This window comes from Nocardioides turkmenicus, from assembly GCF_011045035.1.
Classification (GTDB): domain Bacteria; phylum Actinomycetota; class Actinomycetes; order Propionibacteriales; family Nocardioidaceae; genus Nocardioides; species Nocardioides turkmenicus.
In genome coordinates this window covers 1-22,971 of the sequence record NZ_JAALAA010000017.1, presented here as the reverse complement: position 1 = coordinate 22,971, position 22,971 = coordinate 1, and the positions used below count along the sequence as shown (strand labels likewise).

At 69.1% G+C, this 22,971-nt stretch carries 27 protein-coding genes; 18 read left to right on the top strand and 9 right to left on the bottom strand.

The genetic code is table 11. The features are described 5' to 3' along the window. Genes G5C66_RS18830 through G5C66_RS18820 form a run of 3 tightly spaced genes read left to right on the top strand, consistent with a single transcriptional unit; the run spans position 1 to position 3,357 of the window. Complete coding sequence (locus tag G5C66_RS18830) at positions 1-771, top strand: enoyl-CoA hydratase/isomerase family protein (protein WP_165112473.1); 771 nt, start codon at positions 1-3, stop codon at positions 769-771. Further along, positions 768-1,868, top strand: coding sequence for a Zn-dependent alcohol dehydrogenase (locus G5C66_RS18825; protein ID WP_165112472.1), 1,101 nt, complete (start codon positions 768-770; stop codon positions 1,866-1,868). Before G5C66_RS18830 ends, G5C66_RS18825 begins: the two co-directional genes overlap by 4 nt. 25 nt (positions 1,869-1,893) lie before the next feature. After that, complete coding sequence (locus G5C66_RS18820; RefSeq protein ID WP_165112471.1) at positions 1,894-3,357, top strand: aldehyde dehydrogenase family protein; 1,464 nt, start codon at positions 1,894-1,896, stop codon at positions 3,355-3,357. Positions 3,358-3,375: 18 nt separating this feature from the next. Here the strand turns inward: G5C66_RS18820 and G5C66_RS18815 are convergent, their stop codons facing one another. Then, the gene (locus tag G5C66_RS18815) at positions 3,376-3,984 is read right to left on the bottom strand and encodes a TetR/AcrR family transcriptional regulator (RefSeq protein WP_165112470.1); all 609 of its coding nucleotides are present in this window, start codon (positions 3,982-3,984) and stop codon (positions 3,376-3,378) included. Positions 3,985-4,177: 193 nt separating this feature from the next. Between G5C66_RS18815 and G5C66_RS18810 the strand changes: the two genes are divergently transcribed. The 5 genes from G5C66_RS18810 (at position 4,178) to G5C66_RS18790 (ending at position 8,992) form a co-directional block, all read left to right on the top strand. After that, positions 4,178-5,635 carry an MFS transporter gene (locus G5C66_RS18810; protein WP_165112469.1) on the top strand — a complete coding sequence of 486 codons (1,458 nt, stop codon included), beginning with the start codon at positions 4,178-4,180 and terminating at the stop codon, positions 5,633-5,635. 33 nt (positions 5,636-5,668) lie between these two features. Next, the gene (locus tag G5C66_RS18805; RefSeq protein WP_165112468.1) at positions 5,669-6,418 is read left to right on the top strand and encodes a transporter; all 750 of its coding nucleotides are present in this window, start codon (positions 5,669-5,671) and stop codon (positions 6,416-6,418) included. After that, positions 6,402-7,757 carry an NAD(P)/FAD-dependent oxidoreductase gene (locus tag G5C66_RS18800; protein WP_165112467.1) on the top strand — a complete coding sequence of 452 codons (1,356 nt, stop codon included), beginning with the start codon at positions 6,402-6,404 and terminating at the stop codon, positions 7,755-7,757. Before G5C66_RS18805 ends, G5C66_RS18800 begins: the two co-directional genes overlap by 17 nt. A gap of 56 nt (positions 7,758-7,813) precedes the next feature. Further along, complete coding sequence (locus G5C66_RS18795; RefSeq protein WP_165112466.1) at positions 7,814-7,954, top strand: hypothetical protein; 141 nt, start codon at positions 7,814-7,816, stop codon at positions 7,952-7,954. A gap of 93 nt (positions 7,955-8,047) precedes the next feature. Then, positions 8,048-8,992 (top strand): ATP-binding protein, encoded by a 945-nt coding sequence (locus tag G5C66_RS18790; RefSeq protein WP_165112465.1) that lies wholly within the window; start codon positions 8,048-8,050, stop codon positions 8,990-8,992. On the opposite strand, the gene G5C66_RS18785 is transcribed toward G5C66_RS18790, so the two are convergent. Continuing rightward, positions 8,982-10,160: an alcohol dehydrogenase catalytic domain-containing protein gene (locus G5C66_RS18785; RefSeq protein ID WP_165112464.1), complete on the bottom strand. Its 1,179-nt coding sequence runs from the start codon at positions 10,158-10,160 to the stop codon at positions 8,982-8,984. The two genes, G5C66_RS18790 and G5C66_RS18785, sit on opposite strands and share 11 nt — an antisense overlap. 114 nt (positions 10,161-10,274) lie before the next feature. On the opposite strand from G5C66_RS18785, the gene G5C66_RS18780 reads away from it, so the two are divergent. The 3 genes from G5C66_RS18780 to G5C66_RS18770 are packed head-to-tail and all read left to right on the top strand — an operon-like array spanning position 10,275 to position 12,420. Then, positions 10,275-11,276 (top strand): NAD-dependent epimerase/dehydratase family protein, encoded by a 1,002-nt coding sequence (locus tag G5C66_RS18780; protein WP_165112545.1) that lies wholly within the window; start codon positions 10,275-10,277, stop codon positions 11,274-11,276. A 20-nt stretch (positions 11,277-11,296) separates the two neighbouring features. Continuing rightward, positions 11,297-11,779 carry a hypothetical protein gene (locus G5C66_RS18775; RefSeq protein ID WP_165112463.1) on the top strand — a complete coding sequence of 161 codons (483 nt, stop codon included), beginning with the start codon at positions 11,297-11,299 and terminating at the stop codon, positions 11,777-11,779. 29 nt (positions 11,780-11,808) lie between these two features. Further along, the gene (locus G5C66_RS18770) at positions 11,809-12,420 is read left to right on the top strand and encodes a flavodoxin family protein (protein WP_165112462.1); all 612 of its coding nucleotides are present in this window, start codon (positions 11,809-11,811) and stop codon (positions 12,418-12,420) included. 13 nt (positions 12,421-12,433) lie between these two features. On the opposite strand, the gene G5C66_RS18765 is transcribed toward G5C66_RS18770, so the two are convergent. Both G5C66_RS18765 and G5C66_RS18760 read right to left on the bottom strand, forming a co-directional pair. Next, the gene (locus tag G5C66_RS18765; RefSeq protein ID WP_165112461.1) at positions 12,434-13,036 is read right to left on the bottom strand and encodes a hypothetical protein; all 603 of its coding nucleotides are present in this window, start codon (positions 13,034-13,036) and stop codon (positions 12,434-12,436) included. A gap of 126 nt (positions 13,037-13,162) precedes the next feature. Beyond that, positions 13,163-13,438 (bottom strand): winged helix-turn-helix transcriptional regulator, encoded by a 276-nt coding sequence (locus G5C66_RS18760; protein WP_165112460.1) that lies wholly within the window; start codon positions 13,436-13,438, stop codon positions 13,163-13,165. 103 nt (positions 13,439-13,541) lie between these two features. Here G5C66_RS18760 and G5C66_RS18755 point away from each other — a divergent pair, with 103 nt between their 5' ends. From G5C66_RS18755 to G5C66_RS27095, 3 genes are read left to right on the top strand one after another with little or no spacing between them, the layout of a single operon-like run. After that, a complete protein-coding gene (locus tag G5C66_RS18755) occupies positions 13,542-14,105 on the top strand; it encodes a carboxymuconolactone decarboxylase family protein (protein WP_165112459.1) in 564 nt (187 codons plus the stop codon). A gap of 34 nt (positions 14,106-14,139) precedes the next feature. Beyond that, positions 14,140-14,436: a DUF1330 domain-containing protein gene (locus tag G5C66_RS18750; protein WP_165112458.1), complete on the top strand. Its 297-nt coding sequence runs from the start codon at positions 14,140-14,142 to the stop codon at positions 14,434-14,436. Between the two features lie 23 nt (positions 14,437-14,459). Beyond that, a complete protein-coding gene (locus G5C66_RS27095; protein WP_420901747.1) occupies positions 14,460-14,978 on the top strand; it encodes a nicotinate-nucleotide diphosphorylase in 519 nt (172 codons plus the stop codon). Here the strand turns inward: G5C66_RS27095 and glnA are convergent. Next, on the bottom strand, positions 14,869-16,290 hold the full coding sequence (gene glnA / locus G5C66_RS18740) for a type I glutamate--ammonia ligase (RefSeq protein WP_165112457.1): 1,422 nt from the start codon (positions 16,288-16,290) through the stop codon (positions 14,869-14,871). The genes G5C66_RS27095 and glnA overlap by 110 nt on opposite strands. Before the next feature lie 212 nt (positions 16,291-16,502). Here glnA and G5C66_RS18735 point away from each other — a divergent pair, with 212 nt between their 5' ends. The 3 genes from G5C66_RS18735 to G5C66_RS18725 all read left to right on the top strand — a co-directional run bounded on the left by G5C66_RS18735 (position 16,503) and on the right by G5C66_RS18725 (position 18,755). Then, positions 16,503-16,976, top strand: coding sequence for an RDD family protein (locus G5C66_RS18735; protein WP_165112456.1), 474 nt, complete (start codon positions 16,503-16,505; stop codon positions 16,974-16,976). Positions 16,977-17,038: 62 nt separating this feature from the next. Next, positions 17,039-17,821, top strand: coding sequence for an SCO4651 family lipoprotein (locus G5C66_RS18730; protein WP_165112455.1), 783 nt, complete (start codon positions 17,039-17,041; stop codon positions 17,819-17,821). Between the two features lie 91 nt (positions 17,822-17,912). Then, complete coding sequence (locus G5C66_RS18725; RefSeq protein ID WP_165112454.1) at positions 17,913-18,755, top strand: class I SAM-dependent methyltransferase; 843 nt, start codon at positions 17,913-17,915, stop codon at positions 18,753-18,755. Here the strand turns inward: G5C66_RS18725 and G5C66_RS18720 are convergent, their stop codons facing one another. From G5C66_RS18720 to lipB, 3 genes are all read right to left on the bottom strand, one after another. Further along, a complete protein-coding gene (locus G5C66_RS18720; RefSeq protein ID WP_165112453.1) occupies positions 18,756-19,466 on the bottom strand; it encodes a DUF4191 domain-containing protein in 711 nt (236 codons plus the stop codon). It lies immediately after the preceding gene. A 30-nt stretch (positions 19,467-19,496) separates the two neighbouring features. Then, positions 19,497-20,438, bottom strand: coding sequence for a lipoyl synthase (lipA, locus tag G5C66_RS18715; protein ID WP_165112452.1), 942 nt, complete (start codon positions 20,436-20,438; stop codon positions 19,497-19,499). Positions 20,439-20,516: 78 nt separating this feature from the next. After that, complete coding sequence (gene lipB / locus G5C66_RS18710) at positions 20,517-21,254, bottom strand: lipoyl(octanoyl) transferase LipB (RefSeq protein ID WP_165112451.1); 738 nt, start codon at positions 21,252-21,254, stop codon at positions 20,517-20,519. Between the two features lie 122 nt (positions 21,255-21,376). On the opposite strand from lipB, the gene G5C66_RS18705 reads away from it, so the two are divergent. Then, positions 21,377-22,117: a LolA-like protein gene (locus G5C66_RS18705; protein WP_165112450.1), complete on the top strand. Its 741-nt coding sequence runs from the start codon at positions 21,377-21,379 to the stop codon at positions 22,115-22,117. A 73-nt stretch (positions 22,118-22,190) separates the two neighbouring features. On the opposite strand, the gene G5C66_RS18700 is transcribed toward G5C66_RS18705, so the two are convergent. Continuing rightward, positions 22,191-22,971, bottom strand: a 781-nt coding sequence (locus G5C66_RS18700; RefSeq protein ID WP_165112449.1) for a 2-oxo acid dehydrogenase subunit E2, incomplete at its 5' end; no start/stop codon positions are given.

Genomic DNA, 22,971 nt, shown 5'->3' with positions numbered 1-22,971 from the left:
ATGATCATCCCTCCCAGTGAGGACCACATCGACGTCACCGTCGTGCGCGACGTCGCGGTGCTCACGCTCGACCGTCCCGACAAGCTCAACGCCCTGACCGTGGCCATGCGGCTGCGCCTGGCGGCGCTGGTGCGGGAGCTCGGCACCGGCGAGACGGTTCGCGGCATCGTCCTCACCGGGCGCGGCCGTGCCTTCTCCGCCGGCGAGGACCTGAAGCAGGCGCCGACCACCGAGGCCGAGGTCCACGAGGCGTTCGAGAGCTTCCATGACGTCACGCGCGCGATCCTGCAGACCCGGGTCCCCGTGGTCGCCGCGGTCAACGGGATCGCCGTCGGTGGCGCCTCCGAGATCACGCTGTGCTGCGACGCCCGGATCGGCACGCCGACGACGGAGTACTTCCAGCCGGAGAACGCTCGCGGCCTCACCATCTCCAACGCGACCAGCCTGCTGCTGCGGCGCCTGGTCGGCAACCACGCCATGCGCATGGTGCTCGGGTCCCCGCGGGTCCCGTCGGCGGAGGCGCTGCGGATCGGCCTGCTCGACGAGGTGGTCGAGCCCGACCAGCTCCTCGAGCGCGCCGTCGACACCGTGCACGCGTGGACCCCCGAGGGAAACACCACGGCGCTCCACCTCGCGCTGCTGCGGCCCCTGGTCGCGGAGGTCGAGGCGGCCTTCGAGCGCGAGGACCACGCCGCCCACGAGGCCTGGGCGAGCGGACTGCTCACCGCCGGCGTCGCCGGCTTCTGGACCAACAAGGAGACGACCTCATGATCGAGACCCAAGCGGCGGTTCTGACCGCCGTCAACGAGCCGCTCGAGCTCACCACGATCCGGGTGGACGACCCGGAGCCCTACGAGGTGCGCGTCGCGGTCACCAACGTCGGCCTGTGCCACAGCGACCTCCACTACATGACCGGCACCGTGCCACCGGACCGTCTTCCGGTCGTCGTGGGGCACGAGGTGGCCGGCATCGTCGAGGCAGTCGGCTCTGCGGTGACCCAGCTCAGCCCCGGTGACCGCGTGACCGGGGCGCTGACCCCCTCCTGCGGCCTGTGCGCCAACTGCTCGGCCGGCAGGTCGACCCAGTGCCAGCGTCTTCAGGAGATCCGACAGCGTCCGCGGTCGGCCTACCAGACCACCGACGGCGATCCCATCGACAGGCTCGGTGCGGTCGGCGCATTCTCCCGACACACCCTCCTGCGCGAGAACGCGCTGGTGAAGCTGCCTGACGACGTGCCGCTGCACGTCGGCTGTCTGCTCTCCTGCTGCATCGTCACGGGCGTGGGGGCGGTGTTCCGCGGCGCCGAGGTACGGCCGGGCAGCACCGTCGCGGTGATCGGCTGCGGCGGCGTGGGATCGGCCATCATCCAGGGGGCGCGGCTCGCCGGCGCCTCGGCCATCGTCGCCATCGACCTCGACGAGGACCGGCTCAAGGCCGCGCGCACCTACGGCGCCACCCACGTCATCAACGGCGGGGAGGGGGACACGGTCGAGGAGCTGCACCGCCTGCTGGGTGACGGGGTGGACTACGCCTTCGAGGCGGTCGGCTCGGCGCGTACGGCACAGACCGCCCTGGCCCTGGTGCGGCCGACGGGCACCGCCTGCCTGGTCGGCATCGCGTCGGCGGGCTCGGAGATCAGCGTCCCTGCGCACGACTTCTTCTTCCTCGAGAAGCGCCTCATCGGCTCCTACATGGGATCGGGCCAGGCGCGCGAGGACATCGCCCAGTTCGCCAGGCTCTACCAGCAGGGGCGCCTCCTCCTCGACGAGATGGTGACCCGGGTCATCCCCTTCGCCGAGATCAACGAGGGCTTCGAGGCGATGAGGTCCGGGGACGTCACGCGCATCGTCGTCGACCTCCAGTCCTGACCCACGAACCCGAAGAGGAAGTCTGATGTCCAGCAACGAGATCACGATCGCCCAGCCGGTCGACTACATCGCCGACGAGTGGAGCGAGTGCGCCACGGTCGACGACGCGTGGAACCTCGACCCCAACACCCTCGAGCCGGTCCACCGGACCGTCACCACCTCGCCCGACGACGTCGAGCGTGCCCTGCGGCATGCGGAGCAGACGTACGACGTCGGGCGTTGGGACGAGGAGGCCCGGCACGAGCGGGCCGAGATGCTCGAGCGCGTCGCCGCGCTCCTCGAGAGCCGGACGGAGGAGATCGCGCGTACGGATGCCCTCACCAGCGGCACCCCGATCAGCGCCACCCGCACGGTCGCCTCGTTCCTGCCCTTCCGCATCCGGGCGACCGCCGCCGACCTGCGGGAGATCCCGCGGGTCACGGCCCTGGAGGCCGGTGGCCGCGACGTACGTCTCTACAAGGTGCCGTGGGGGCCGGCGGCGATCCTCACCCCGTGGAACGGGCCGAGCTTCATCCCGGCCGCCAAGGTCGTCAGCGCCGTCGCGGCCGGATGTCCGGTGATCCTCAAGCCCTCGGAGCACGCGCCGGGCAGTGCGCAGATCGTGGTCGAGTGCTTCGTGGAGGCAGGGCTCCCGTCGGGTGCGCTGCAGCTGGTCCACGGCGCCGGTGACGTCGGCGCGCGACTGACCGCCGACCCGAGGATCAAGATCGTCTCGTTCACCGGCGGACCGGGGGCGGGGCGCGCCATCGCCCGTGCAGCGGCGGAGGACTTCAAGGTGCTGCAGCTCGAGCTCGGCGGCAACAACCCGGTGATCGTGCTCGACGACGCCGACGTCGACGTCACCGCCGACGGCATCCTCGACGGCATGACCAAGCTCAACGGGCAATGGTGCGAGGGACCGGGCAAGATCCTCGCCCACCGCAGCCAGGTCGGCCCCCTGCTCGACGCACTGACCGAGCGGATATCCAAGCTCGGTGTCGGCCACTCTCTGGACGACGACACCCACGTCGGGCCCATCTCCAACGGACCGCACTTCCAGACGCTCCAGACCCGCATCGACGGGCTGCGTGAGCTGGGAGCGACGATCCACCAGCCGGCTGCGCTCCCCGAGCTGGGCGGCTGCTTCCTCTCGCCGACCATCGCCTCCGGCGCCGATCCGGACCGCGCGACGGCGGAGCTGTTCGGTCCGCTCGTCTCGCTGCACGCCGTGGACTCGGATGAAGAGGCGCTGCGGATCGCGAACGCCCATCCGTCGGGTCTCGACGCGTACGTCTTCGGCACCGACACCGACCGTGCCATCGAGGTGGGTTCGCGCATCGTGGCCGGCGAGGTGCGGGTCAATGGCGCCAAGGTCGCGGATCTCGGCGACGACTCGGCTCAGAGCTTCTGGGGCCCGGCCGGCATCGGTGGCCACGGGCCGGCCGAGTCCGTACGCGTCTTCTGCGGCGACCGCGTCGTCGGCGTGGACTCCCCGGACCTGCCGTTGTGAGAGCCGGCGCGGCGGCGCTCAGGCCTTGGCCGGTGCCGCCGCGAGCCGGGTCGTGAGCCAGGTGTCGAGCACCGAGCAGTTGAGCTCCATCTGGGCTCGGGCGACGGTGGCGTCGCCGTAGGTCAGCCAGTTGACGCCGAACCCGTCGGAGAGGGTGGCCAGGACGTAGGCGACCTCGTCGATGACCTCCGGTCCGACCGGGTCGCCGGCGGACGCCTCGCGGAGCGCCTTGCGGACCGTGTCGAAGGCCTGGTCGTAGACGGCGATGCCGCGGTCGCCGTGCTGACGCCGGGCCCAGCTGACGAGCTCGAAGGTCGCGGCGGTGAAGCTCGGCGACTCGAGGTAGCACTCCATGACGCCGTACAGGATCTGTCGCGCCGCGTCGCGCAGCGTGGTGTGCGGGTCGCTGCCCTCGATGACCTCGCGGTACTTGCCGGACACGAAGGTGTAGACGTCGGCGAAGAGGTCCTCCTTCGAGTCGTAGCAGTAGTGCAGCATCGCCACGTTGGCCTTGGCCTGCTCGGCGATCCGGCGCGTCGTCGCTCCGTCGATCCCGTGGGCCGCGATGACCTCGACGGCCGCCTCGATGAAGTCGCGACGTCGCTGTGCGACGGGGATCCGTGCCATCAGGTCCTCCGGGTGCGTCCGGCGCCGACATAGTTGGGCGCTTGATTAAGTCGCGGTGACTATATCAGCGCCGATGGCGGTTCCCTGAAGGAGCAAAACTTAGCCAAACAACTTAGTCATACATCTTGATCATTTGACTAACAGCCACCTAGCGTATGAGCCAGATCAGACCGTCCCGATCGGAGACCAGCTCATGGCACAGATCAATCAGCAAGCGGGCGCGGCCCGCCGGGCGAGGACAGAGCACCGCAGCAGAGGGCCGCTCATCGGCATCGGCGCACTGATGGTCGTGCTGACCAACGCCGTCATCTTCATCCTTCCGCCGCTCCTGCCGGTGATCCAGGCGCAGTACGGGCTCGCCACGGTCGCCGAGACGACGTGGCTCTACACCGCCCTGACCCTCGGTGGGGGAGCGGGATTCATCCTGCTGCCGCGGCTCGCCGACCTGTACGGCGACCGGAACGCCTCCGTCGCCGCGTCCGTCTTCCTCACTGTCGGCGCGGCGGTCCCGGCGATCGGCGACTCCTACCCGACGCTCCTCGCCGGGTGCGCCCTGATGGGCTTCGGCTGCGCGGCCCAGCTGCTGCCGCTGGGCTTCCTCCGGCGCAACCTTGGCGAGTCCGGCATCACGGTCGGTGTCGCCGTGCTGGTGATCGCCACGGGCGCCGGCATCGTCATCGGCATGATCGGCGGCGGCCTGATCGTCGAGACCCTGTCCCTGCGCAGCTTCTTCGCCATCCTCACCGTCGCCTGCGCGGCAACCACCCTCGCGACGTACGTCCTGGTGCCGCACGCCCCGCCGGCCGAGCGCGCCGGTCGGATCGGCGTGGTCGGCACGGTGTGGATGGTCGGCTGGGTGGCGGCGATCCTGCTGACCCTGACCCAGGGCCTGGTCTGGGGCAACGCGGCTCTCATCCCGCTGGTGGTCGGCACCATCGGTGGCGTCGCCTGGGCCCGCTCCCAGCGCCGGTCGTCGACGGCCGTCTTCGACATGGCGTTGATGCGTACGCCGCTGGTCACCGCCTCGTGCCTGTGCATCGCGCTGTTCGCGGCGGTGAACTCGGCCTTCCTGCTCCTTCTCAGCACCTACGCGCAGGTCATCCCCGAAGCGCTGCGCCCGGTCGACGCGTACGGTCTCGGACTCTCAGCCCTCCAGACCGGCTGGCTGATGGTGCCCTTCGCGGTGACGTTCCTGGTCGGCGGCGCCGTGGTCGACCGTCCTGTCGCCAACGGTCGCGGCGTGCCCGTCTTCATCCTGGGCGCCCTGGTGAGCGCGGCCGGCCTGGCCTGGCTGGCGATGATGCACGACCAGCAGTGGCACTACCTGGTCGGCGCCGCGGTCATGGGCCTCGGCTGCAGCATCGGGTACGCCGCCGGCTTCACGCTGGTGCAGGCGGCCGTGCCCGAGGAGAAGGCCGGGATGGCCGCCGGTGTCGCCGGCACCTTCATGGCGGTCGGCTTCGCATTCGGCACGGCACTCGTCAGCGCGGACCTCAGTGCCGAGCTCGTCCCGGTGCCGGGTACCACGCTCGAGGTGGCCGCCGAGGGCCTCTACGGCGCCGGCTACTGGATCTCCGGAGTTCTTGCCCTGCTCGTCGTCGTGACCGTGCTGGTCTCGGGCGCCCGCTCGCGCCGGCGCGCGCGGGTCTGACGGCACCCACCACCTGAAGGAGAGAAGACAGACATGAGAGACGACATCTACGCCCTGGCGTTCCTGGTCGGGGACGTGATCATGATCGCCGGCGGCTATTGGGCCGGCTGGAAGTTCATCAAGCAGTACGGCAACTACCTGCTCGGCATCGAGTGGTTCATCGTCGCCACCTCCGGCGTGAACTTCCTGATCTGGGCCCTCCGGTTCCCCGAGGACAAGGCGGCCGGCGAGGCCAGCATGCAGTACTCGTTCGCCTTCTTTCTCGACGCCTTCTCGCGCTCGGTCGGCATCACCCTGCTGCTCGTCGTCGGGTTCTTGGCCGTGACCCACCGCTACAAGTCGACCATCCTGGTCGACGTCGCCATCCTCGCGCTGGCCGTGGGCGCCGGCCTCTACCTCGGCCAGGAGAAGTTCCAGGACCACGTGGACGACGCCGGCCACCACATCCTCTACCTCGGCCCGGCGACGATCTACCTCGTCGTCAACCTGCTGACGCTGGTCTTCCTGCTGTACGTCACGAAGCGGCTGTGGGACATCGGCGCGACGAAGGTCGCGGTCGCCACCCTGCTGGTCAGCCTGGCCGGGACGGGGATCGCCCTGGGCTACGACTTCTTCCCGTTCCCGGCCTCCGTCGACCCCCTCCAGGACCGTGCGCTGTTCTACGCGCTGGCACTCACGGTGTGGGGCCTCCAGCTGTTCATCTACCTGTTCGCCTACCGCGCACTGCACGAGCACAACGAGCGGACCGACCCCCGGGAGCTGACCCATGCCCACGCCCACTGACGACGTCGAGTACACCACCTTCAGCGGCTGGGTCGACCCGCCCGGGGACGTACGCCCCGCACTGGCGGGTGACGTGGAGTGCCAGGTCGCCGTCATCGGCGGCGGCATCAACGGGATGTCGACCGCTCTGCGCCTGGCCGAGCGCGGCCGGGACGTGGTCCTGCTCGAGGCCGAGTTCTGCGGCCACGGCTCCAGCTCCCGCAACGCGGGCCAGCTGGCGGGTGCCCCGGGCGGCGACATCCAGCTGCTCAACCTGCTCTCGCGCAAGAAGATGCCCGGCATGATGCGGTTGGCCGAGCGCGCCGCCCATCACGTCGAGGACTTCATCGCCAAGAACGGCACCGACTGCGAGTACGAGGCGACCGGCAACGCGTTCGCCGCGGTCTCGCGCGGCCAGATGGGCCGGGTGCGGCGGGTCGCCAAGATCATCACCCGGGCCGGCGGCCATGTGGAGGTCGGCACAGCCGCGGAGCTGGGGATCCCGCGCGGGTTCGTCGGCGGCATGCGCGAGGTCGTCGGGGGAAGGATGAATCCGGGCGAGTTCAGCCTCGGCATGCGACGGGTCCTGCTCGACTCGCCCGCGCGCGTCTTCGAGCAGACGAAGGTCACCGACGTGGTGCGTACGGGTGCCGGGGTCCTGATCACCACCCCGCAGGGCAGGGTGCATGCCGACAAGGTCGTGCTCGCCACGAATGCCTTTGCTGGGGAGTGGGACATCACCCCGAAGCACCTCTCCGTGCCGATCTACGTCATCGAGGCGGAGACCGAGCCGATCGACCCGGCGCGGATCGCCGCCCTCGGCTGGACCAGCGGCATGGGTCTCGTCACGCAGCACGCGATCATGGAGAACTACCGCCTCACGCCACGAAACACCATCGTGTTCGGCGTACGCCGCCTGGAGCGCGGCACCAGCTTTCCGCTGCCGCCGGAGAAGACCCCGGACCCCGGGCTCGTCGAGGAGCTGGCCGGCGCCTTCGCCACCCGTTTCCCGTCGCTGGCCGACGTCAAGGTCCGGCGAGCATGGGGCGGCTGGATCGCGATCACGTCGTCCTGGCTCCCGCTCGCCGGGCAGATCGGCGACGACATCTACTACTCGATCGCCTGCAACGGGCACGGACTCGCCCAGGCGCCGTACGTCGGCACGCTCATCGCCGATGCGATCGTCGACGGCCGGCGGCACGAGGACTTGGAGACGCTGTGGCAGGAGAAGCCGAAGTTCCCGCCGCCGATGATGATGGGCCGTCTCGGGCTGCGCATGATCTGGGCCGTCGACCGCTTCAACGACCTCATCAACGGAAGCCGTCGCAACGCGCGACGAGGCGCGCTGCCCGTGGCCTGACCGCCAGAGCGACCAGGCCGGCCGGCTTCCTCCACCGACAACACCCCGGAGACACCATGCAGAGCTTCCTCGCCGCGTTCCTCCCGATCCTCGCGCTCATGCTGACGCCCGTCTTCCTCATTCTGATCGGCTGGGTGGTCGGCGCGGCCAGGGACGTGCTTGCCTCTCGCGGCCGGTCGCCGGCGCGGGAGCGATGATCTGGCGACGGGGAGCGTGCCGCCTCCGAGGTGTGCGCGTTGCTGTGACGGCGATCGGTGACGGCCGGGGCGAGCGCGGGGCAGACTGGCCCCATGATGTCCGTGTCCGACGAGGGCCGTCGCGAGCTGCGCGTGCGCTTCTCCGCCGAGACAGCCAGCGTGCCCGGCGCGCGCAGGTTCGTCACCGACGGGCTCCGGGAGTGGGGGCGGGCGCATCTCGTCGACGACGCGGCTCTGTGCGTCACCGAGATGGCGGCCAACTCCGCCCTGCACAGCGGGAGCCCCTACATGCAGGTCCGGATGAGCGACCTCGAGCCCGGCGTACGGCTCAGCGTCGAGGATGACGGGGCGCTGGTGCCGCTCCCTGCGGTCGCCCCGCCTCCGCTCGAGAGTCAGGGCATGACCGGGCGCGGGCTGGCGATCGTCTCGGTGCTGGCGGAGTCCTGGGGGATCGAGGAGCGTGCCGACGGACGGCGGATCTGGGCCGAGCTCGCCGGGGACGGGGTCGAGCACGAGGTGCGGCCGCCGACGGTGGAGTACGGCGAGCAGGCGATGCCGGAGCCGGCCGTCCTGCCCGCCGACTGGGTCACCGTACGGCTGCCCGGCTGCCCGGTGCACCTCGGGCTCCAGATCGACCAGCGGCTCGACGATCTGGTCCGCGAGCTCCAGCTGATCGACTCCGAGGACGGCCCGACGCCGCCGCGCGAGCTCGGCGAGCTCATCGAGCGGCTCGTGACCCGGCCGGCGTTCGCGCGCCACATGGGACGTCGGATCGCCATGGAAGCGGCCGCGGCAGGGCTGAAGTACGTCGACATCGAGATGACTCTCCCGCGCGAGATGGCCCCCGTGGTCCGTGAGCTGCTGGCCGCGGACAACCTGGCCGACGAGCTCGGCGAGACCCACCACCTGCTGACTCTGCGCTCGACGCCGGAGATGGTGTCGCTGCGGACCTGGTTCACCGAGAGCATCGTCGACCAGGCGGAGAACGACGCCGACCCGGTGCCGTACGACGAATGGTTGACGGGGCTCAGGGGTTGAAGACGACCTTCACCATCCCGTCGGACTTCTCCTGGAACGACTTGTAGGCATCCGGCGCCTCGATCAGGGGGAGGTGGTGGCTGGCGAAGGAGTCGACGCCGAGCGGGTCGTCCTCGCCCACGAGGAACGGCAGCAGATCCTCGGTCCAGGCGCGTACGTTGGCCTGCCCCATCCGGATGGTGACCTGCTTGTCGAACAGCTGCATCATCGGGAACGGGTCGAGCGCCCCGCCGTAGACACCGGCGATCGAGACGGTGCCGCCGCGGCGTACGGCGTCGAAGGCGGTGGTGAGCGCGGCCATCCGGTCGACGCCGGCCGACTGCATCACCGCGCGGCCCGCGGCTCCCGGCATCATCGACACGAGCTTGGTCATACCCTCGACGATCGGCGAGCCGTGCGCCTCCATGCCGACAGCGTCGATGACGGCGTCCGCGCCGCGGCCGCCGGTCAGGTCGCGCACCTGCTCGGCGATGTCGCCGGACTCGAGGGCGATCGTCTCGGCGCCGCGCTGCCGCACCCGGGCGAGGCGCTCGGGCACACGATCCACGCTGATGACCCGGTGGCCGGCGGCGAGCGCGAAGCGGGCCGCCATGTCGCCGATGGGGCCGGCCCCGAGGACCAGCACGTTGCTCTTCGGGTCGGGGTCGGCGTACTGCAGCGCCTGCCATGCGGTCGGCAGGACGTCGGAGAGGAACAGGAAGCGGTCGTCGGGCGGGCCCTCCGGCACCTTGATCGGCAGCTGGTTGCCGAAGGGAACGCGCAGATACTCCGCCTGCCCGCCGGGCACCTGGCCGTAGAGCGAGCTGTAGCCGAAGAGGCTCGCGCCGGTGCCCTGGTCGCGGTTCTGGGTGGTCTCGCACTGCGAGTGCAGGCGGTGCTGACACATCCAGCACGTGCCGCAGCTGATGTTGAACGGCACCACGACGCGGTCCCCGACGCTCAGCTCCCGAACCGCGGGGCCCGTCTCCGCGACGATCCCCATCGGCTCGTGCCCGACCACGTCGCCGGGAGTCATGAAGCCGGTGAGCACCTCGTAGAGATGGAGGTCGGAACCGCACAGTCCCGTCGAGGTGACCTCGACGATGATGTCGTCGTCATCGACGATGTGCGGGTCCGGGACCTCTTCCACCCGGATGTCGCGCCTGCCTTGCCAGGTGACCGCCTTCATGGATGTGCCTCCTCGGGATCGGGTCACCTCTGCGGTACCCGGATCTCGCGCTTCAAGCCGCGCACAGGTGGGTACCGGTGGGTCACAACGCAGATCAGGGAGGGCGTGGGCAACATGAAGGTCGTCGTCATCGGTGCGTCGGGCAACCTCGGCACCGCCACGATCCGGGCGCTGACCGCGGACGGTGCCGCCATGGTCGTGGGCGTGGCGCGCCGGGGTCCGAGGGGTCCGCACACCAGCCCGCACGCCTCCGTCGAGTGGCGGGAGGCCGACGTCTCCACCGCCAACCTGGAGCCGGTCCTGGAGGGTGCCGACGCGGTCGTCCACCTCGCCTGGAAGTTCCAGCCCACGCACCGGCCCGAGGAGACCTGGGCGACCAACGCCGTGGGCACGCGGCGGGTGCTCGACGCCGTGGCCCGGGCGGGAGTTCCGGCGCTCGTGTGCGTCTCGTCGGTGGCCGCGTACTCGCCGGTGGACCACGACGACCCGGTCGACGAGACCTGGGAGACCGATGGGGCCTCGTCTGCTGCGTACTGCCGGGAGAAGGCGTACGTCGAGCGGGCCCTGGACGCCTTCGCCGGCGACCATCCCGAGGTCCGCCTGGTCCGGGTCCGGCCCGCGTTCGTCTTCCAGCGCTCGGCGGCCAGCGAGCAGCGACGCATCTTCGGCGGCCCCTTGCTCCGGCCCTCCTTCGTGGACCGCCGACGGATCCCGATGGTGCCGGTGCCCGCCGGGCTGCGGTTCCAGGCGGTGCATGCCGGCGACGTCGGCCGGGCCCTGGCCGCCGCGGCGACCACCGACGTGACGGGCGCGTTCAACCTGGCCGCTCCCGGTGTCATCGGGCGCGACGAGCTCGGCGAGCTGCTGGAGGCCCGGACGGTCGAGATCCCGCCGAACCTCGTGCGTCACGGCCTGGACACCGCATGGCACGCCCGACTGGCGCCGGTCCCCGGCAGCCTGCTGGACGCGGTCATGCAGCTGCCGCTCATGTCCACCGCCCGCGCCGAGCTCGAGCTCGACTGGCGACCGCGCCACACGGCCATGGAGGCCCTCGAGGCGGTGATCTCCGGGATCCCGGAGAAGGCCGGCAGCGACCTACCGCCGCTACGTCCCTGACCACCAGAGAAGGAGCACCGATGAACGACGAGACGCTGCACGCCTATCTGCAGCACCACTGGGCCGGCGCCACCGCCGGAGTCGCGATGTTCAGGCGGGTCGGCCGCTCGCACTCCGACACCGACGTGGCCTCCCGGGTTCGCCGGTTGGCGGCCGAGGTGAACGAGGACCGGGAGACGCTGCGGCAGATCATCGTGGCGACCGGTGCCACGCCGTCCCGCATCGGCGCCACGACCGGGCGGGCCGTCGAGTTCGTCGGCCGGTTCAAACCGAACGGACGCGTGGTGCGCCGCTCGCCGCTCTCGGACCTGTTCGAGCTGGAGGCGCTGCGCGACGCCGTGGCCGCCAAACGGGCCGGGTGGCAGCTCCTGCACGCCGCCACCGAGGACGACGTACGCATCGACCGGCAGCAGCTCGAGGAACTGATCCGGCGCGCCGACGACCAGCTCGGCCGGCTCGAGGACCTCCACCTGCGGGTGGGGCGTACCGTCATCGGTGCATGACGGGGGCGTGCCCACGGGTACCTGATGGCATGCCGTCACTGAGCTGTCTGATCCTGAACTGCACCCTCAAGCCGTCGCCCGCCGAGTCCAGCTCCGCGCTGCTCGGGTCCCAGATCCTCTCGGCGCTGATGGACCACGACGTGAAGGGCGAGATGGTGCGGGTCGTCGACCACGACGTCCGCTTCGGCGTGAGCACCGACGAGGGCGACGGTGACGCCTGGCCGGATCTGCGCGAGCGCGTGCTCGACGCCGACGTGCTCGTGCTGGTCACCCCGATCTGGCTCGGCCAGCCGTCGTCGGTGTGCAAGATGGTGTTCGAGCGGCTCGACGCCGAGCTCAGCGAGACCGACGACCAGGGCCGGATGCTGACCTACGACAAGGTGGCCGGGATCGGCGTCGTCGGCAACGAGGACGGCGCCCACCACGTCACCGCCGAGCTCTGTCAGGCGCTCAACGACGTCGGCTTCACCATCCCCGCCGGCGGGTCGACGTACTGGGTCGGCGAGGCCATGCAGGCCGTGGACTACAAGGACAAGAAGCCCACCCCCGACAAGACCGCGGGCACGACCAGGACCCTGGCCCGCAACCTCGCTCATCTCGCCGGGCTGCTGGCGGAGTCTCCCTACCCGGCGGGGGAGTGAGGACCGCGTTCGATCATCCAGCGCGACGACGGCACGCCGAGGGGTTCTGACGCAGCTCCACGTTGTCCCTCACGATCCGGCGGTCGACCCAGGTGTTGCGGGCCACCGAGAAGTTGCCGGCGTAGGCGTTCCTGAGCACACGCAGGGACCGCACATGATTGCGGACGACGCGGAGGTTGTTGCACGCCTTGTTGTCCCGGACCATCAAGGTCCCCCGGTTGTCGCGTACCACCAGATTGTTGGCGATCGACATCTCGCAGATCGCCACGTTGCGGGAGTTGCGGACCATGAGGTTTCGCCCGGCCACAGGGTCCACGCGGCACCCCGCGGCCCCGATGGTGACGCGTTCGACGACGTTGCGGACGTGGATGTTCCGGCCGACGTGCGTGTCGGTGATGCTGACCACCCTCGGTGCACCGGTGGTGCGGACATTGCCGGTGATCCTGGAATTGGTGATCACGCAGCGGGCGTCGTCCGGGATGACGACGTGGCGGAACGTCCGGTGGTGGTAGCTGCCGTCGCACACGAGGTCGGGCGGCAGCGCCTGGGCGCTGAGGACCGGCCCCAACATTGGTCCGAGCGCGCCGATGAGAAGGAAGACGACGAGCCTCTTCATGTGAACCCTCCGAGTCCGGGCGATGTGTGTCCTCATGACGCGCCACGGAGGACTTGTGTTGCACTGGCTCGCCGATGTTCCAGCCAGCCGATGCGTACTTCCTGCCCCTGTCGTGTTGACGAGACGTCACTCCTCCGCCCTGGGCTGCCAGCGGGCGGCCCAGGCGTCGAGCTGGAGAAGGGACTCTCGAAGCGTCTTGCCCTGTTCGGTGAGTACGTATCCCTCGCCCGTGTTCTCGACGAGGTCTGCCTGTCCGAGCTCGCGAAGCCTGTCTGCCAGGACGCTCGAGGAGACTCCGTCGCAGCGTTGTTGGAGCTCGCGGAAGGTCGGGGACGAGTCGTCACGCAGTTCCCACAGGACCCGCATCGCCCAGCGTCGGCCCAGGAGGTCCAGGATGGCCATGATCGGGCGGCCCGTGCGCGAGCCACGGACCGGACGGCCTGGCAGTGGTGTTGGGTTTGTCATTTGCTTCCCTTTCCGAAGCACACATGTTAGCGTCCTGGGCATGCCTCTGAAATCGAAGCGCCCCCGCATCGATCCGCTCTCGCCGCCCTATGGTGAGGAAGCCAGGGAGGCCCTCGAGCTCCTCGGGCACTCGCCGATCCAGCTCTTCCGGGTATGGGCACGCCGGCCCGAGCGCGCTCGCGCCATCGCCGGCTGGGGGAGCTACTACTTCTCCCGTCGCTCCGCTCTCACGGTGCGCCAGCGCGAGCTGGTCATCGACCGGACCACCGCGCTGTGCGGTGCCGACTACGAGTGGGCTGTCCATGTCGCGACCTTCGCCGAGAAGGCGGGACTCGACGCGGAGCAGCTGGCTTCCCTTGCGCGTGGCGGGCCGACGGACGGCTGCTGGAGCAGTGCCGATCGTGCGGTGCTCGACGCCGTCGACGAGCTCCACGCGACCTTCGACCTCTCTGACGACACCTGGTCACGCCTGGTTGCTGCCGCCGGTGAGGACGCCGCGCTCGATCTGGTCATGGTCTGTGGTTGGTACCACGCGATCTCGTTCGCCGTCAGGGTGCTCGGCCTGCCCCTCGAGCCTGGCACCAAGCCGATCTCCGCCCATTGATCTCGTTCAGGCTCATCCCAACACTGGAGGTTTCATGCCCAAGGGCTACTGGGTCAGCGTCTATCCCACCATCGAGGACCCCGACAGGCTCGATGACTACAACAAGCTGGCGGGCCGGGCGGTCGCGGCCATGGGCGGACGAGTGCTCGCGAGCATCGGCGGCCGAGTCGAGGCACACGAGGCCGGAATACCCGAGCGCGTCGTCGTGATCGAGTTCGACAGCTTCGAACTGGCAGTCGCCGCTCGTGCAAGCGCGTCGTACCAGGAGGCGCTCGCGGAGCTGCCCGAAGGCTTCGAGCGCGACTTCCGCGTCGTCGAGGGTCTCGGCTGATCGCCGCGAGGCTGAGCCGGTGGTTGGCGGGCGGCGTGACTGCCGCGCTCGACGCAGTCCGGCGCGGGATGGAGCGATCCGGGAAGAAGGTCGAGACCGATGTCGAGGTGCAGACGGTGGCGCAGGCCGTCGAGGCCCTCGAAGGCGGAGCCTGCTGGATCATGCTCGACAACATGTCGGTGGCCGACATCGAAGTGGTCGTGAAGATGCGGGCCGAGCAAGCCGAGGCTTCCGGTATCTTGCTGGAGGCCTCGGGCACCGTCCGCCTGGACATCGTCCGCGCCATCGCCGAGACGGGTGTCGACCTCATCTCGGTCGGTGCGTTGACGCACAGCGCTTCCGCTTTGGACCTGACGAAACACCGACCGGACGAGGAAACGCCTCCGGACGACCGAAGTCGTCCGAAGGCGTTTCCGCTCTTCCGAGTTGGGCTCAGATGTCGTAGTAGAGCTCGAACTCGTGCGGGTGCGGGCGGAGCTGGATCGGGAGGATCTCGTCGTTGGTCTTGTAGTCGATCCAGGTCTCGATCAGGTCGGGGGTGAAGACGTCGCCCACGGTGAGGAAGTCGTGGTCGTTCTCCAGGGCCGACAGGACGGCGCCGAGGGAGGTCGGCACCTGATTGATCTCGGCCATCTCGTCCGGCGGAAGCTCGTAGATGTCCTTGTCGATCGGCGCGGGCGGCTCGATCTTGTTCTGGATACCGTCGATGCCGGCGAGGAGGAGGGCCGAGAAGGCGAGGTAGGGGTTCGAGGACGGGTCCGGGAACCGGGTCTCGACGCGCTTGGCCTTCGGGTTGGTGCCGGTGATCGGGATGCGGACCGCGGCGGAGCGGTTGCGCGAGGAGTAGACCAGCGAGATCGGAGCCTCGAAGCCCGGCACCAGGCGGTGGTAGGAGTTCACGGTCGGGTTGGTGAACGCGAGCACCGACGGGGCGTGCTTCAGGATGCCGCCGATGTACCAGCGGGCCATGTCGGAGAGGCCGCCGTAGCCGGTCTCGTCGTAGAACAGCGGCTCGCCGGCGTTCCAGATCGACTGGTGCACGTGCATGCCCGAGCCGTTGTCGCCGAAGACGGGCTTCGGCATGAAGGTGACGGTCTTGCCGGCCTGCCAGGCGGTGTTCTTGACGATGTACTTGAACTTCATGACATCGTCGGCCGCCTTGAGCAGCGTGTCGAACTTGTAGTTGATCTCGGCCTGGCCGGCGGTGCCGACCTCGTGGTGGGCGCGCTCGACGAGCAGGCCGGAGGCCTCGAGGTTCTTGACCATGACGTCGCGCAGGTCGGCGAAGTGGTCGGTGGGGGAGACCGGGAAGTAGCCGCCCTTGAAGCGGGTCTTGTAGCCCAGGTTGTCGGTGCCGTCGGGGTTCTTGTCGGCGCCGGAGTTCCACCAGGCCTCGACCGAGTCGATCTTGTAGAACGACTCACCCTCGGAGGTGTTGTAGGCGACCTTGTCGAAGATGAAGAACTCGGCCTCGGGGGCGAAGAAGGCGGTGTCGCCGATGCCGGTCGAGGCGAGGTACGCCAGCGCCTTGCGCGCGATGTTGCGCGGGTCGCGCGAGTAGGCCTCGCCGGTGATCGGGTCGTGCACGAAGTACATCAGCGCGAGGGTCTTCGCGGTGCGGAACGGGTCGATGTACGCAGTCGTGACGTCCGGGTACAGCGCCATGTCGGACTCGTTGATCGCCTGGAAGCCGCGGATCGACGAACCGTCGAATGCCATCGGCTCCAGGTTGAACGACGACACCGGCACCGTGAAGTGCTGCTGAACGCCGGGCAGGTCGACGAAACGGATGTCGACGAACTCGACTCCCTCGTCAGAGATGAACTTCAAGAGCTCGTCGTCAGTGCTGAACATCAATCCTCCTTGGCTCACCCGGGCGGGAAGAGCCAGATAGGTCTCTCGCGATCGAGGTCGAATCCTGATGGATCCGACCGTGACCCGAAAATTACGAAGGGCCGGTTGCACAGGAGTGTCGCAAATGTTTCAGGCATGTAACAGGTTGTGTGACTTGATCGGCACCCATCCCGATCTCATCCCTCAAGACGTTGCCGCCTACGCTTGCCGATGTGACCAGTCCCGCCGCCCCTGCGACGCCTACTCTGCCTTATCCGACCGCGAGCTGGGGCCGGCGCGTGCTGGCGCTCTTCGTCGACTGGCTCGCGTCGTCGCTGGTGGCCTCGGTCTTCCTGGGCGTACGCGCGCTGCCATTCGGGTCCCTGCTGGCCGGTGTCGACCCACGTCCGAGCGACAACCTGTGGATCCTGGTCGTCTTCATCGTGCAGACCGCGGTCTTCACCACGCTCGGCGGCGGTTCCTTCGGCAAGCTCGTCACCCGGCTGCGCACCGTGCGGGTGACCCAGGGTGAGCCGGACGTACGTCCGTTGGACCCGCTGCGGAGCATCGCCCGTCAGATCCTCGTCGTCCTCGTCGTGCCTCCGCTGGTCTTCCGCCCGGACCGGCGCGGGCTGCACGATCTGGCGGCCGGCACCGCGACGGTGACGCTTCAGACCTATCGACACGTGTTTCGCCGCGTGAGTTGAGACCACTCCGCGGGTAGGTTGGAGCGGTCCGCCGCAGGAGCGGAAACATGAAGGGAAGCTCAATGACGCGCAACCGTACTCTCGGGCCACGAGGCCTCTGGCGCCGTGCCGCTGCGGCCGGCGTGCTGGCCGTATCGCTCACGGGCCTGGTGGCCTGTGGTGGCGGTGGTGGGGCCGGCGGTGCCAGCGAGGGAGACTCGGTCTCGGCCGAGGACATGACCGAGGTCATGAAGAAGGCCACCGACATCGACACCGCCCACTTCACCACGAAGATGGACGTCAAGGCCTCCGGCCAGTCGGTCTCGATGACCGGCGAGGGCGACATCCGCAAGGAGCCGCCGGCCCAGCACTCCACCATGAAGATGACCGGCGGCTCGATGGACATGGATCTCGAGACGATCCTCGTCGACGAGAAGATCTACATCAAGGGCATGATGGGCGACTCGTGGATGACCGCGACCGCCGACCAGCTCGCCAAGATGGGCGGCACCAGCCTCGAGTCGATGAGCAACCCGCTCGCGTTCTTCGACGGGATGGAGGACTCGATCAAGTCCTCCAAGTTCGAGGGCGAGGAGAAGCTCGACGGCACCGACACCAAGCACTACAGCTTCACCGTCGACTCCGCGGCTCTCGCCGAGAACCTCGGTTCCGACAGCGCCACCGGTCTGCCCAAGACGATCGAGCAGGACATCTGGGTCGACGGCGAGGGCCTGCTCCGCAAGGCCGAGGTCGGCATGGGTGAGATGGGCACTGTCGAGATGGTGCTCACCAAGCACGGCGAGGAGGTGACCATCGAGGCGCCGCCCGCCGACCAGGTCACCGACATGCCGAGCATGGCCGGCTGACAGCCGGACTCGTACGCAGCAGGGCCGGTCCCGCAAGGGGACCGGCCCTGCTGCCGTCTCATGGGCACAGTGTTCGTGGGACCGTGGTCGCATGACTCTCGACCCCGAAGCAACCCGCCAGATCGAGGCCAACAGAGCCAACTGGGACGCGCGCACTCCGATCCACGTCGCCAGCGCCTTCTACGGCATCGACGGGTCCCGACCCGCCGAGTCGTGGTTCGCCGACTACGAGTGGACCGATCTCGGCGACCTGACCGGGCGCGAGGTCGTGCACCTGCAGTGTCATCTCGGCACCGAGACGGTCGCCTTCGCGCAGCGGGGTGCGGTGACGTACGGGCTGGACATCTCGGCCGAGGCGGTGGCGGCGGCTCGCCGGATCGCCGCCGAGCGCGGGCTGGTCGTCGACTACCACGAGGCGGACGTCCACGACGCCGTCGAGGTGCTCGGCGCGGACCGGTTCGACGTCGTCTACACCGGCAAGGGCGCCGTCTGCTACCTGCCCGACATCGACCTGTGGGCGCGGGTCGTGCACGATCTGCTCAAGCCCGGCGGTTTCCTCTATCTGGCCGAGTTCCACCCGCTCCTCGACGCTCTCGGCGAGGTGCCGGAGCCGGGCCGCGAGGACTCCCTGGAGCTGCGCCACGACTATCTGTCGGGCCGCGGCGCGATCACGAAGGACTCGACCCACACCTACACCGACGGCCCGGCGCTGAGCACCGCCACGACGGCGTACGAATGGCGTCACGGGGTCGGCGAGGTCGTCACCGCTCTCGCGGGCGCGGGCCTGCAGATCGAGCTCGTCCGCGAGGACGAGCGGCTGCCGTGGCCCCGGTTCCCGTCGATGGTGGTGGGGGAGGACGGCTGGTTCAGGCTGCCCGAGCAGGCGCCCCGGATCCCGCTTCTCTACGCGATCCGGGCGCGCCGTACGGTGTGATCAGCGGCCGCGGAGGTTGCCGCGCATGCCCTTCATCGAGGTCGGGACGGGCCCCTTCGGGATCGGCATGGTGCCGCGGGTGGCGTCGACGGCCTTGAGACGGTTGATGATGTCGGTGATCTCCGGACCGGCGACCTGACGGCCCAGCTTGGTGACGTGCTTGGTCAGCTGCGGCAGCGGCACCTCGTCCTCGCCGTTGCCGGCGACGACGGTCGTGATCGGCACCTCACCCAGGACACGGGCGTGGCTGCGCTTGGTGCTCGCCAGCAGCGAACGGACCTTGCTCGGGCTGTTGCCCTCGCCGACGAGGACGACTCCCGGAGGGCCGACCACGCGGTGCACGAGGGTCTGGCTGCGCGGCTCGACGCCGACGGCCTGGGTGACGGTCCAGCCCCGGCGGAGCATGGTCAGGGCTGCGTACCCGCCACCGATCTGGCCCTCGAGCCGGGAGTACATCACCTTCTGCGCACGCCGGGAGAAGACCACCATGGCGGCGAGGAGACCGGCCAGCAGGGCACCGACGATCGTGAAGATCCAGGAGAAGACGCCCTCACCGGGCAGGAGCCAGAAGATCACGCCGGCGACAGCGGCGACGACCACGAAGACCGCGGCCAGGATGAGGCCGATCTTGGGGTCGGACTGCTTGGTGAGCTTGTAGGTCTCCACCATCTGCTGGCGGCGACTCATGCTGCTCGGATCGGTCTGGGACATCTTCCTCTTTCAGATTTCGTACGCAGGGACTCAGGCCACGGAGGCGTCACGCGCCTCGATCGCCTGACGGTACAGCCGACCGGCCCGGTAGGACGAACGAACGAGCGGTCCGGACATGACACCGGAGAAGCCGATCTCCTCGGCCTCGGCCTGGAGCTCGATGAACTCCTCGGGCTTGACCCAGCGCTCGACCGGGTGGTGACGCACGCTCGGGCGCAGGTACTGCGTGATGGTGATCAGCTCGCAGCCGGCCTCGTGCAGGTCGCGCAGCGCCTCGGAGACCTCGTCGCGGGTCTCGCCCATGCCGAGGATCAGGTTGGACTTGGTGACCAGGCCGAAGTCGCGGGCCTGGGTGATCACGTCGAGGCTCCGCTCGTAGCGGAAGGCCGGACGGATCCGCTTGAAGATCCGCGGGACGGTCTCGACGTTGTGGGCGAGCACCTCGGGGCGGGACTCGAAGACCTCCTGGAGGAGCTCCGGGATGCCGTTGAAGTCGGGGATGAGGTTCTCCACGCCGGTCTCGGGGTTGAGCTCGTGGATCTGCTTGACCGTCTCGGCGTAGAGCCAGGCGCCACCGTCGGCGAGGTCGTCGCGGGCGACACCGGTGATCGTGGCGTACTTCAGGCCCATGGTCTGCACGGACTCGGCCACCCGGCGCGGCTCGTCGCGGTCGAGGTCGGTCGGCTTGCCGGTGTCGATCTGGCAGAAGTCGCAGCGTCGGGTGCACTGGTCGCCACCGATGAGGAAGGTGGCCTCGCGGTCCTCCCAGCACTCGAAGATGTTGGGGCAGCCGGCCTCCTGGCACACGGTGTGCAGGCCCTCGGACTTCACCAGCGCGGTGAGCTCCTTGTATTCCGGCCCCATCTTCGCTTTGGTCTTGATCCACTCCGGTTTGCGTTCGATCGGAGTCTGCGCGTTACGGACCTCGAGGCGGAGGAGCTTGCGACCTTCTGGGGCAGGAGCTTGAGTCACCCCACCAGACTACGCCGGGGGAGGGCGGAACCCCGAAGCCAGGCGGTTACTGGACGGTCACTCCGGTTCCGGTTCGGCTCAGGTGAGGCTCGGGGAGAGCAGCGGGACCCGCGGAGTCTTGGCCGGGTCGGGCTTGGGGTCGAGGCTCGGCCCCTGGTCGTAGTCGCGCCAGGAGAGCATCTCGGCGATCTGGGCGTGGAGCACCGGCATCGCCTCGGCGCTGCCGATCGTGCGTCCGGCCTCGACCGAGAGCGTGGTCACCCCGGCGTCTGAGATCCCGCACGGCACGAACCGCTCGTACCACCCCAGGTCGACGTCGCAGTTGAGCGCGATGCCGTGCATCGTCACGTGCTGGCTCACTCGCAGCCCGATCGCCCCGACCTTGCGCTCCAGGCGGCGTACGCCGTCCGGGGTCTCGCCCGCGGGCAGCCACACGCCGCTGCGGCCGGGGACCCGGTAGGCGGTGACGCCGAACTCGGCGCAGGTGCGGATCATCGCCTGCTCCAGGCGGCGTACGAAGTCGACGACCTTGACCTTCTCCGGCAGCCGCACGATCGGGTAGGCGACGATCTGGCCGGGCCCGTGGAAGGTCACCTCGCCGCCGCGGTCGACGTCGATCACCGGCGCCCCGCCGGGATCCGCGGGCCGGTCCTCCGGCTTCGTACGCTTCCCGGCGGTGTAGGTCGGCGGGTGCTCGAGCAGCAGCACGGTGTCGGGCTCCTCGCGGTCCACGACGCGCTGGTGGATCTGCTTCTGCATCTCCCAGGCGTCCAGGTAGTCGATCGTCCCGACCTCAACGAAGCGCAGCTCAGTCACACCGAGATCGTACGCCCCGGCTCTTGATCACGGTTTGGCGATATCCCCACGGGGGTAGGGATCCTGTGAACAGAATGCGACTGTTTCATCGGTTCGGTTCTGAAAGGCACACAGTGCGCACCATGAAGTACGGTCGCCGACTCGCGGCGGCCGCGATCGCGCTCAGCGCGACATTCTCCCTCGTCGCGTGCGGCGAGAGCTCGGACGAGACCGGGGATTCAGCCGATGCTGCCGCCGAGGGGCCGGGGTTCGAGGCCGGCGCCAAGCTGTCCGAGTCCGAGGCGACGAAGCTCATCGACACCGCGGCCGACTCGATGTCGACGATCCACGTCGAGATGGGCGTCGAGGCCGTCGAGGACGGCGCCAGTGTCAGTGCCTCCAGCGTCGGTGACTATCAGCGCGAGCCAGTGGTCTCCCAGTCGAAGCTGACGGTGGACGAGGCCGAGGGCCAGACCGTCATGGAGATCATCACCATCGGCGAGACGACCTACGTGCGGATGGACGACGAGAAGGAGTGGATGAAGGACGACGGCATGTTCAGCGGGTTGGTCTCCGCGTTGGTGCCGAGCCCCTACACCCTGTTCGAGGACCTGAGCGGCGAGGTGGCTGACGACACGATCACCTATGTCGGTCAGGAGGAGGTCGACGGCGCAGATCTCGCCCACTACGCGTTCGTCGTCGACGAGGACGTCACCGGCGAGGGCGACGGCACTCTCGACGGCTGGTTCGACGCGGACGGGCGGCCGATCCGCATGACCATGGCCATGGGGAAGGACAACAAGATCGAGATGGACTTCAGCAAGCACGGCGAGGAGCTCACCGTCACCGAGCCGAAGGCCGAAGAGCTGATGGAAGGCCTCTGAGCCGTACGTCCGCGTACGTCGAAATGGGAGACGCCCCGGAGCCGGTTGGCTCCGGGGCGTCCCTCATTGTGCATCAGATTTCGAACTGACCGGCCTCGAGGCGCTTCTTGACGTCCTGGAGGAAGCGGCCGGCGTCGGCGCCGTCGACCAGGCGGTGGTCGTAGGTCAGCGCGAGGTTGACCATGTAGCGCACCGCGATGGTCTCGCCCAGGTCGGGGTCGTCGATCACGACCGGGCGCTTCACGACCGCACCCGGGCCGAGGATGGCGACCTGCGGCTGGTTGATGATCGGGGTGTCGAAGAGCGCACCGAAGGAGCCCAGGTTGGTGATCGTGAAGGTGCCACCGGAGAGCTCGTCCGGGGTGATCTTGTTGTTGCGCGTGCGGTCGGCGACATCGGCGATCTTCTTCGCGATGCCCGCGATCGACAGGTCGCCGGCGTCCTTGACGACCGGGGTCAGCAGGCCACGGTCGGTGTCGACGGCGAACGCGATGTTCTCGCGGTCGTAGTAGGTGACCGTGCCGGCCTCGACGTCGATCCCGGCGTTGAGCTTCGGGTGCACCTTGAGCGCGTCGATGGCGGCCTTGGCGAAGAACGGCAGGTACGTCAGCTTGACGCCCTCACGCTGCAGGAACCCGGCCTTGTTGGCCTCACGGAGGCGGGCGATGTTGGTGACATCGACCTCCATGACCTGGGTCAGCTGCGCCGCGGTGTGGAGCGACTCGGTCATCCGCTCGGCGATCACCTTGCGCAGGCGCGAGATCTTCTCGGTGGTGCCGCGCAGCGGCGACGGGGCCGCGGGGGCCGCGGCAGGAGCGGAGGCGGGGGCCGGAGCAGCGGCCGCCGGGGCGGCG